The organism is uncultured Modestobacter sp., assembly GCF_947486615.1.
Classification (GTDB): domain Bacteria; phylum Actinomycetota; class Actinomycetes; order Mycobacteriales; family Geodermatophilaceae; genus Modestobacter.
Map to the genome: position 1 here is coordinate 572,790 of NZ_CANKUD010000002.1, position 8,821 is coordinate 581,610.

Below are 8,821 nucleotides of genomic sequence, written 5' to 3' on the forward strand. Positions count from 1 at the left end.
ACCCCTCGCCCGCCACGTGCGTGCGGCGGGACCCGCACCTCTCCCTACGGCCGCGGGGCCGCGGAATCGAGCCGAACCGGCGACGGGGCGATCAGCTCCCGGCCGGGGCCGGCCTCAGCCCGGCACCACGGTGACCAGGACGCAACCGGTGTCCCCGAACGGCTCGACCGGGTAGCCCAGCGACTGCAGGCACTCGGCGACGGCGGTGTTCATCGCCTGCTGCACCACCGCGTGCGCCGCGGCGCCGCGCACCTGCTCCCGGCCCATCCGGTCGTGCTGGTGCCAGCTGACCACGATGCCGTGCCGCCCGGGCTCCGGGCTGAGGCAGACCCCGCCGGCCGGCGCCCCACCGGCGCAGTCGTGCAGCGGCAGCCCGGACTCGACGAGCGCGGCCGCCACGTCGACCACCAGCGTGACCAGCTCGTCCTCGTCGATGAGCGGCGAGTCCCACTCCTCGGGCAGCCGGTCCAGCTGCTCACCCAGCTCGGCCAGCCAGGCCCGCTCCGCCGGCAGCTGCCGGCGGACCAGCCGGCCGTCGGGGCGCACCACACCGTGCACCGCACGCACCGTGGCGGCCAGGCCGCCGGCGATCACCGCCCAGTCGGCGTCCACCTGGTCGGGGAACGGGCCGGCCACCAGCTGGCCGGGACCGGCGTCCTCCGTCTCGTCCACCAGCCACCAGGCGGGCGTGCCCGACTCACCGATCCGGGAGCCGGCCGGGTGATTGGCGACACCGGCCGGCGCCGCCTGCTCCGGCATCGACCCACCGCCGACCGGTGCCGGCACGGCCGGGACGCCGGCGGTGGCCGGAGCCGCCACCGCGACCGCTCCGACCGCGGCGGGGACGGCGGCCTGCCGGCGCTGCCCCTGCACCTGGTTGCGCTCGAACTCGTAGCGCGCGGTGGAGCTCTGCGCCAGCGCGACGACCACCGCGGCCAGCAGCACGAAGCCCACGACCGAGACCGTCGGCCAGAAGAGCATCACTGCGCGACACCCGTCCCTGCGCTGCCCGTCACGGCGCCCCACCGGGCTGCCCGCCGCGAGGCCTGCTGGGTCCAGTTGCGCAGCCAGGCTCCGGACGCCCGGAGCGAGGGGCGCTCGGGGCCGGCGGGGGCCTCCTCCGAGCCGAACAGGTCGAGGAGGTCGGCCAGGCTCAGCTCCTCCTCGGCAGGGGACGACGGACGGGGTGCCAGTTCGAGTGCGGTGGTCACGCGGGGCTCCTCGGTGCTGTTCGTCGCGGCCGGGGAAGTGCCGCGGACGAGCAGAAAGGTATGGCCCGGACCACTCCGAACGGCCCGCCCGGACACGCCTCCGGCAGCCCCGTCACCGAATCGTTGCGTGGAGCACTCCGCAGGTCGATGACCGGCCTGCGAGCGACCGCCTTGTCGACATGACCACCCGCGCGACCTGGGCTTTTGCCCGTGCGGAGCGAGATCGTCGCGGGTGACCCCGCCGGAGGCGGCATGTCGCGGGAGTGACGCACGGGGCAGTCGTGGCCGGCGACCGATGAGATCCCCGACACCGACCGGTCCCGACGTCGAACCCGTTCACGGACCAGGAGGACTCGTGCGCAAGGTCGTCGTGCAGATGATGCTGTCGCTGGACGGCTGCTTCGAGGGGCCGGACCGCGACCTGAGCTGGCACCGGGTCGACGAGGAGCTGCACGCGCACTTCAACGCCCACCTCGCGACCATGAGCGCCTTCCTGGAGGGCCGGGTCACCTACGAGCTCATGGAGGCGGTCTGGCCGACCGCCGACCAGGACCCGGACACCCCGCCGACGATGCGCGAGTTCGCCGGCATCTGGCGGGCGACGCCCAAGCTCGTGTTCTCCCGGACGCTCCTCGACGTCGGCCCGAACGCGACGCTGCGGTCCGAGGTGGACCCCGACGAGATCCGGGCACTACAGCAGCAGCCTGGCGGGGACATGACGCTCGGCGGGGTCGACCTGGCCGAGACCTTCCGCCGGCTGGACCTGGTCGACGAGTACCGGCTCTACGTCGCGCCGGTCGTCGTCGGCCGCGGCCGCCGCCTCTTCGAACCCGGCACCGAGCCGCTCGACCTGGACCTGGTGGAGACCCGGCAGTTCGGCAACGGCGTGGTCCTCCTGCGCTACGCCGTCCGGCGGCCTCCGTCTCCGGGCGGTCCACCGCCGACGGCGCCCTGACCACGGGCGCGCGGCACGGCCCGGCGGCGCCCCTGCGCTCCGCCGATGCAACTCGTCGAGGACCAGAGGAGGAAGCTCTCAGCCGCCTGCCAGGCCTGCCAGGTTCGGTTGCCGAGCACGGGTCAGAACGGAGCTCGGAACACTCAGCAGGGGGACACGACCATGACGACGACACCCGACCACGACGCCTACATCGCCGCGGCGCCCGAGCCCTTCCAGCCGGCCCTGAGACGGGTGCGGGCGATCCTGGCCCGCGCCCTGCCGGACGCGGAGGAGATCGTGGCCTACGACATGCCGGGCTTCAGCATCGGCGGCTCGGTCGTCGCGAGCTACGCGGCGTTCAGCAAGCAGTGCGGGCTGTACGTCCTCGCCGGCGCCATCTCCGGACACGCTGGGGAGATCGCGGCCGCTGGCCTGAAGGCGACCAAGACCGGCGTCACGTTCTCGCCGCGGAAACCGATACCGGACGACCTCGTCGAGCGGCTGGCGCAGGCGTCGCGAGCGGACGCCGGAGCCTGACGGTCGCTCCTGGGTGGGCCCCGTGGGGATCGAACCCACAACCCGCGGATTAAAAGCTCGGACGACGCACTGCCCTGACCTGCTCTTTTCCTGACCAATAAGGGCATTGACCAGCGGATTCACCGTTGGAAGTACGTGATCGCGAACGAGCGTCAACGACCCTTTTGTGGGCGTCTTGTGGGCGCCATGTGGGCGCGGGTGTCGCTCAGCGCCTCGGTACGAGCGCAGCTCGCGCGCAATGGGCGAACCTGGTCGAGCATCTTCCGCGTCAGCAACTCGCCTGCGGTCGGTGCGCGACAGCAGCGGCCTTGAAGATCGCTCCGTCGCACTCCTCGCACGCGCTCTTGCCCCAGCATCCCCAGGTCAGAGCACCTCTCGGACTCGCCGTCGTCGCCCCCTATTGACCTTCTCGTGCCCGTCCTGCGGGCACGTAGCGGGCACGGCCAGGGAGTTGATCGGTCCGTGTTGTTTCTGTACCTGAAACCGGGCGGTCGACGCTCCGCGCCGCCCGCCACCCGCCCAACCAGACGTTGCGGTCCGCCGACGTCCTGACCGCAGAGTCATGGGCGTCGACTCCGCACCTGACCAAGCTCCGGTCGAGAAAACGCACTACCGGACGGGTGAGCCGGCTACGCCGGCGCTGCGGAGCTCCGCTCCCCTCCCGGCAATCCGAGCCTGCGGGCGCGTCCGCTGACTTCTTCTTGCCGGGAGGGGGGGCGGCCGCCAGAACTGCAGTGGTGCAGCTGGTGCCCGGTTCCGGCGGTAGGCCCGGGGGCCGGCGCAGGGGGCACCTAGCCGGCCGCCGCACGCTCACAGCAGCTCTAGGTCAGTGCGTGCGCCAAGAGCGAGTCGTCCTCGGCTTCCAGGTCTGCCCGGAGGCGGGTCCGGATGCGCTGCAGCCGCTTGCGCACCGCTGCACCTGACAGCCCCAGGACCGCGCCGGCCTGCTCGGATGTGAGGTCCTCCCAGGCGATCAGGGTGAGCAGTTCGCGGTCTTCGGCGTCGAGGCGCCCGAGCGCCTCGCCCACCCGCCCAGCGACCTCGTCAGGGGAACTGTGGGTCTGCGACCGCAGTTCCAGGTCCCCTCGCAGCCGGTCGGCGAGCTGGTTGCGTCGGGTGGCACCCCGGTGGTGGTTGGCCAGCACCCGGCGGGCCACACCAAGCAGCCAGGCTCGCGCCTCATCGGACTGCCCAGGAACGTCACCGAGACGGCGCCAGGCCACCACGAACACCTCGGCCATCAGGTCCGCGGCATCGAAGGCCGGGTCGGTGCGCCGGGTGAGGTAGCCCAGGACTGCCTTGCCGTGCTCGCCCATCAGCTCGGCGAAGCGGGCCTCAGCGCCGGCTGAGCGGGTCATCGGATGCCGTCCAGCGGCAGGCCCGAGCAGTTGTTCGCCAGCTCCTGCGCCACCTGGTCCCGGTCACCGCGGGCAGCTGCATCGGCTACCTGCTCCAGGTTGGCCACCACGCCGCCAGCGTCGACCACCGTGATCGCCGGGGCCACGGCCGCAGCGCGCATGGCGGTGACCGCCTCAACGGCGCCCGCCCCGTCACCGGCAGCGTCGCGGAGCGTCCACGCCTGCCCCCACGTGCAGAAGCCGTAGTAAGCCACCATGCTTCGGGTACTCACGTCGGAGATCGCCGTGGGCCGCTCAAAACCCTGAGCCCGGACGTAGTCGACGTAGGCCTCCCGGTCCGTGCCCGGCGGCAGCGGCAGCTCAGCGCTGTACTGCTCCAGCGCCTTGCCGAAGTCGGCGGTGTTGCTGTCATACCAGGTGGTGAATCCCGCGGCCGCGGTCGCCAGCACCACCCCCGCGGCCAACGGCACGACCACGCGCCGGCGCCACCGGCGGCTCGACAGCTCGACCACCTCACCGCCCACCGGCGCTGCCTGGGACCTCATGATGTCGGCGGCCAGCAGCTGCAGCGTCCTGTCCAGCTCCGCTGGGTCCACGTTCACGACGGGTGCGGCCTGGCGCACCAGCACGTCGAGCTTCTTGTCATCCATGGCTACCGGGCTCCTCTCGGGGGACTTCCCTGTCACTACTGAGATGTCCGGCAACCAGGCCGCTGTGACAGCGGCCCGATCCATAGTGGAGCGGTGTCACCACGCCAACCTGGTCCGCCGCCTCGTCGGCTGCCGGTGCCCGACCACCTCCTCGTCACCTCCAAGGACGACCTGGCTCAGGCCCTGGAGGAGGCCGACCGCCGGTTGGACCCTCCGGTCTCGGTGCGCGTTCGGTGGGGCGGTGAGTGGCACTCCCCGGCGCTGCTGCACGGCTGGCAGGAGAGCGAAGACCGCGGCGACGGCTGGCTCGGCTGCGTCGAGTACCACCGCGAAATCGCACCCGGCTTCGGCTACGCCGTCGGCCGCTGGACCCCGGCCTGGAACATCGAACGCACCGGGGAGAACGCACCGCCCTACTGACCTAGCGGCGCTACCGTTCACCCCAGCCCTGGCAGCTACCCCCGTGGCTGCCAGGGCCAGACAGCTCGGTGGTGACAGCTCCTGGAGGTCTTGCATGACGTCGAAGGGACGCCTGCGGCTTCGTCGTCATCGGTACACGCTTCGAGCGGCATGGGGACGCAGCGCCCTGGTGCAGGCCTGGCGTCGGCGAGATCGCCACCCGTCAGTCCCCGGTTCCGATCCAGCCCCCGGCGATGGCGCCGGGGATCGCGAACCACGTCGTCCCCGCCCGTCGGGGCCCGCTGGGTCGGCTGAGCTGAAGCGGGTTCCTGATCAGCCGTGCTGACGTAACGGGGTCTTATCGGCGAGGCAGCACGGCTGCTCGTGGGGCCGTCGGTGGCAGAGCGGCTTCTCGGCGATCGGGACACCGGCCTGTCAGGGTTAGCAGCATGACGGGATCGCAGGCGATCGATGCAGCCAACGACCTGGTGCGGGCCTGCAGGGACGTGCAGGACTTTCCCTACCGCTGGCCGGCACCTCCCGACGCGCGCAGCACCGAGGAGGCCGGAGCTGGTAGCTGCGCCGGCAAGCACGACCTCTTGGCCAGCCGCCTCCAGCACCGTGCGTTACCCAGCCAGCACCTGTTCGTCATCGGTCCGCTGGCTCCCGCCTTGTGGCCCGACCTCGAGCGCGAAGCGGCAGGCCTGCTGGAAGTCCATGAGCTGCTCACCGTGGCCACCCCCTGGGCCGGGCCGTTGCTGGTCGACGTGACGTGGCATCCCGCCGCCGTCGCCGCAGGACTGCCCGGGCTACCGCAAGGCTGGGCCGGCGCCACCGACACGCCTCTCGCCGTCGAACCCATCGGACCCGGCTACGCCGTCCAGGCCAGCCGCCGACGGGCGCTCAAGGAGCAGCTCCGCGCCCGCCTCTACTCCCCCGAGGAAAGACATCGTCGCGACGAGGTCCTCGCCGAGATCGCTCACCGAGCAAGTCAGCTCTGATCGGCTTCCCGAGCCGAAGCGGCGAGCGATGTCCGAAACCGCCCGTATGCGGTCCTACGAAATTTGGCTCACAACGTGGTCCGAAACCGGCGCCTATTGCTTTGTGCCGCCCGGGGTCGGATTGGTTCCGCATCTATGGTTACCCGATACACGAGGCGTTGAAGACGAACATTCGGGGCCTCGTCACGCTCCTGGGGTCCGACGTGCGACCACGGCCCGAACAGGCATCGCTCGGCACATACGGACCCTTGCGTCTTCCGCTGCCCCCATCCTGAGGAGCTCCACGATGAGCGCACCCACCATCCGCACCGTGACCCTGCCCGATGGGGCATCAGTCCCGGCACTTGGCCTGGGCACTTGGTACATGGGTGAGCAGTCCGCCACGCGGGCCACCGAGGTGGCCGCATTGCGCACGGGCATGGACTGCGGCTTGACGCTGATCGACACCGCCGAGATGTACGGCGACGGCGCCGCCGAGGAACTCGTCGGCGAGGCCATCGCGGGGCGGCGGGACAGTGTCTACCTCGTCGGCAAGGTGCTACCCAGCCACGCCACCCGACGAGGGACAGTGGAGGCATGCCAGGCCAGCTTGCGGCGATTGGGCACCGATCACCTCGACATGTACCTGCTGCACTGGCGCGGGCGAGTGCCGCTGGCCGAGACGGTGGCGGGGTTCGAGGACCTGGTGCAGGCCGGGTTGATCAGGGGTTGGGGTGTCAGCAACTTCGACGTCAGAGACCTCGACGAGGTGGCCTCGGTGCCGGGCGGGGAGCGCGTGCAAACCGATCAGGTGCTCTACAACCTCAACCGCCGCGGACTCGAGTACGACCTCCTCCCGAGATGCCGCCAGGCCGGCGTGCCCCTGATGGCCTACTCCCCGGTCGATCATGGTCGGCTGCTCGGGAACCCCGCGGTCCGCGACATGGCCAGCGCCAAGGGGGCGACTGCGGCCCAGCTGGCCCTCGCCTGGGTGCTGCGACTCCCCCAGGTGTTCGCTGTCGTGAAAGCCTCCTCTCCCGCGCGGGTGACGGAGAACCGCGCCGCCATGGAGATCAGCTTCAGCACCGCAGAGTTGGAAGAACTCGACCGGATGTTCCCACCGCCATCGAGCAAGGTGCCGCTCGAGATGCTCTGATGGCTGCCAGTTCCAGTCATCAGGCCTCGGAGGTTGAGGCCTCGGAGGTTGAGGCCTCGGAGGTTGAGGCCTCGGAGGTTGAGGCCTCGGAGGTTGAGGCCTCGGCGGTTGAGGCCTCGGAGGTTGAGGCCGTCGACTCGGCCCTCCCGACCACCAGCTCGAGACCAGGGCCACCTGCAGAGACGGTCGTCACGGTGGCAAATGGTCACTGGAGCGAGCGTCCTCGCCGACATCGACGAATCCCCAGATGGACGCCGTGGGGATCGGCATGACAGTGTCGAATGGACCGGCACGCTGGACAAGAGAAGTCGGCCCGAATGTTGGTCCATCCTCCGCCCTAGCGGCGTTCCGGTCATCGTGACAACGCGAACCACCGAAGGAGAAACCCGAGATGGCGACACAAGTCAGCAAAGCCCTTCTGGTGCGCCTTGAGGCGCTGCCTGGCAGGGAGGACGACGTCCGCGCTTTCTTGAACCAGGGGCTGTCGATCGTCGAGGGGGAACCCGCGACCGTCAGGTGGTTCGGCATCCAGTTCGGACCCTCCTCGTTCGGGATCTTTGACGCCTTCCCCGACGACGACGGGCGCCAGGCGCACCTGTCGGGGGCGGTAGCACAGGCGCTCGGCGAGAACACGGGTGTGCTCTTCGAGGCACCCGTGATCGAGCAGCTCGACGTCGTCGCCGAGAAGCAGCCCGCATAGAACAGGCGGCGCCCGCGGTGGGTTCGCCCGCCGCGGGCGGCTCGCGGATGTCTCAGCGCCTGCCGACAACGTCCCACCGCGGCGCGCTGCCATGGGCGACCGCGAAGGCAAGAACCGAAGTCTTCACTCCTACCGCGTCGATCACGACTGCGGGTTCTGAGCAGCGCCGAGCTCAGCATCCGGACGTCGACCACGGAGACGACGCAGTTGCATCCGCTCTGCTGGGCACTTGGCCGAGGTCGCCGCCACGGTCGCATGTCGATTCCCGCCACCAGCAGGCTTCGCCAGGGGCGTGGTCCTGCTTGTGGAGGGCGGACGCACCACCACAGGTACCCCCGAAGCTAGTGAATGCCCTCGCAGTCAGGACGAGGGACGCCTGCTGAGCGATCGAGCTGAGGGACCACGCGGTTGGCGGTTGCTGGCCAGGGCTCAGGCACTCCTGGGGTTGCGGCGATCGCAGCAACCCTTGGTCACACCTCTTGTGCGGGACCCGGACCAGCTTCAGCGGGTGTCTTACCTGAGCGACACGGGCGGGGTAGGGCCGGTGGTCCCGGGACAGTCACTGAGTCAGGCGATACGGGTCCGGTAGACGAACCCGGCCGGGAACACCGCGAGGAAGATCAGGTGCCCCTCGTGCGCCGTCCCTTGAGACCCTGGCATCGGCCGGTGCGGCAACCCTGCCCGCCGCTCTGACGATCGAGTACGGCGCCGCCCGCCGCTCTGACGATCGAGTACGGCGCCGCCCGCCGCGGCGGAGTCCACCCCGGCGACTTCGTGCTGCTGACTGCGCCCCCGCCAGCATCGCCTTGGTGGGCCTGCATTGCGGCACAGTCTGACGACCACCAAGCGCTCAGGTGTCAGTTGACACGACCTTGCGCAACCGCCGGGGGGGG

General features: G+C 70.6%; 10 protein-coding genes. 6 read left to right on the plus strand and 4 right to left on the minus strand.

Annotated features, from left to right (window positions below; genetic code table 11):
• Nucleotides 1–114: 114 nt before the first annotated feature.
• Both Q1A09_RS06085 and Q1A09_RS06090 read right to left on the minus strand, forming a co-directional pair.
• Complete coding sequence (locus Q1A09_RS06085; protein ID WP_299952607.1) at nucleotides 115–981, minus strand: hypothetical protein; 867 nt, start codon at nucleotides 979–981, stop codon at nucleotides 115–117.
• Nucleotides 981–1,211 (minus strand): hypothetical protein, encoded by a 231-nt coding sequence (locus Q1A09_RS06090; protein WP_299952583.1) that lies wholly within the window; start codon nucleotides 1,209–1,211, stop codon nucleotides 981–983. Before Q1A09_RS06090 ends, Q1A09_RS06085 begins: the two co-directional genes overlap by 1 nt.
• A gap of 355 nt (nucleotides 1,212–1,566) precedes the next feature.
• Here Q1A09_RS06090 and Q1A09_RS06095 point away from each other — a divergent pair, with 355 nt between their 5' ends.
• Entirely contained in the window at nucleotides 1,567–2,166 is a 600-nt protein-coding gene (locus Q1A09_RS06095) for a dihydrofolate reductase family protein (protein WP_299952584.1), read from the plus strand.
• Between the two features lie 162 nt (nucleotides 2,167–2,328).
• Nucleotides 2,329–2,685, plus strand: a complete 357-nt coding sequence (locus tag Q1A09_RS06100) for an iron chaperone (protein ID WP_299952585.1) — start codon at nucleotides 2,329–2,331, stop codon at nucleotides 2,683–2,685.
• Between the two features lie 821 nt (nucleotides 2,686–3,506).
• On the opposite strand, the gene Q1A09_RS06105 is transcribed toward Q1A09_RS06100, so the two are convergent.
• A complete protein-coding gene (locus tag Q1A09_RS06105; RefSeq protein WP_299952587.1) occupies nucleotides 3,507–4,001 on the minus strand; it encodes an RNA polymerase sigma factor in 495 nt (164 codons plus the stop codon).
• Nucleotides 4,002–4,039: 38 nt separating this feature from the next.
• A complete protein-coding gene (locus Q1A09_RS06110; protein WP_299952588.1) occupies nucleotides 4,040–4,693 on the minus strand; it encodes a hypothetical protein in 654 nt (217 codons plus the stop codon).
• Nucleotides 4,694–4,828: 135 nt separating this feature from the next.
• Here Q1A09_RS06110 and Q1A09_RS06115 point away from each other — a divergent pair, with 135 nt between their 5' ends.
• From Q1A09_RS06115 to Q1A09_RS06130, 4 genes are all read left to right on the plus strand, one after another.
• Complete coding sequence (locus tag Q1A09_RS06115; protein WP_299952589.1) at nucleotides 4,829–5,113, plus strand: hypothetical protein; 285 nt, start codon at nucleotides 4,829–4,831, stop codon at nucleotides 5,111–5,113.
• Nucleotides 5,114–5,541: 428 nt separating this feature from the next.
• Nucleotides 5,542–6,093 (plus strand): hypothetical protein, encoded by a 552-nt coding sequence (locus tag Q1A09_RS06120; RefSeq protein WP_299952591.1) that lies wholly within the window; start codon nucleotides 5,542–5,544, stop codon nucleotides 6,091–6,093.
• 286 nt (nucleotides 6,094–6,379) lie between these two features.
• The gene (locus tag Q1A09_RS06125; RefSeq protein ID WP_299952592.1) at nucleotides 6,380–7,228 is read left to right on the plus strand and encodes an aldo/keto reductase; all 849 of its coding nucleotides are present in this window, start codon (nucleotides 6,380–6,382) and stop codon (nucleotides 7,226–7,228) included.
• 391 nt (nucleotides 7,229–7,619) lie between these two features.
• Complete coding sequence (locus Q1A09_RS06130; protein WP_163613160.1) at nucleotides 7,620–7,928, plus strand: putative quinol monooxygenase; 309 nt, start codon at nucleotides 7,620–7,622, stop codon at nucleotides 7,926–7,928.
• The last annotated feature ends 893 nt before the right edge of the window (nucleotides 7,929–8,821 follow it).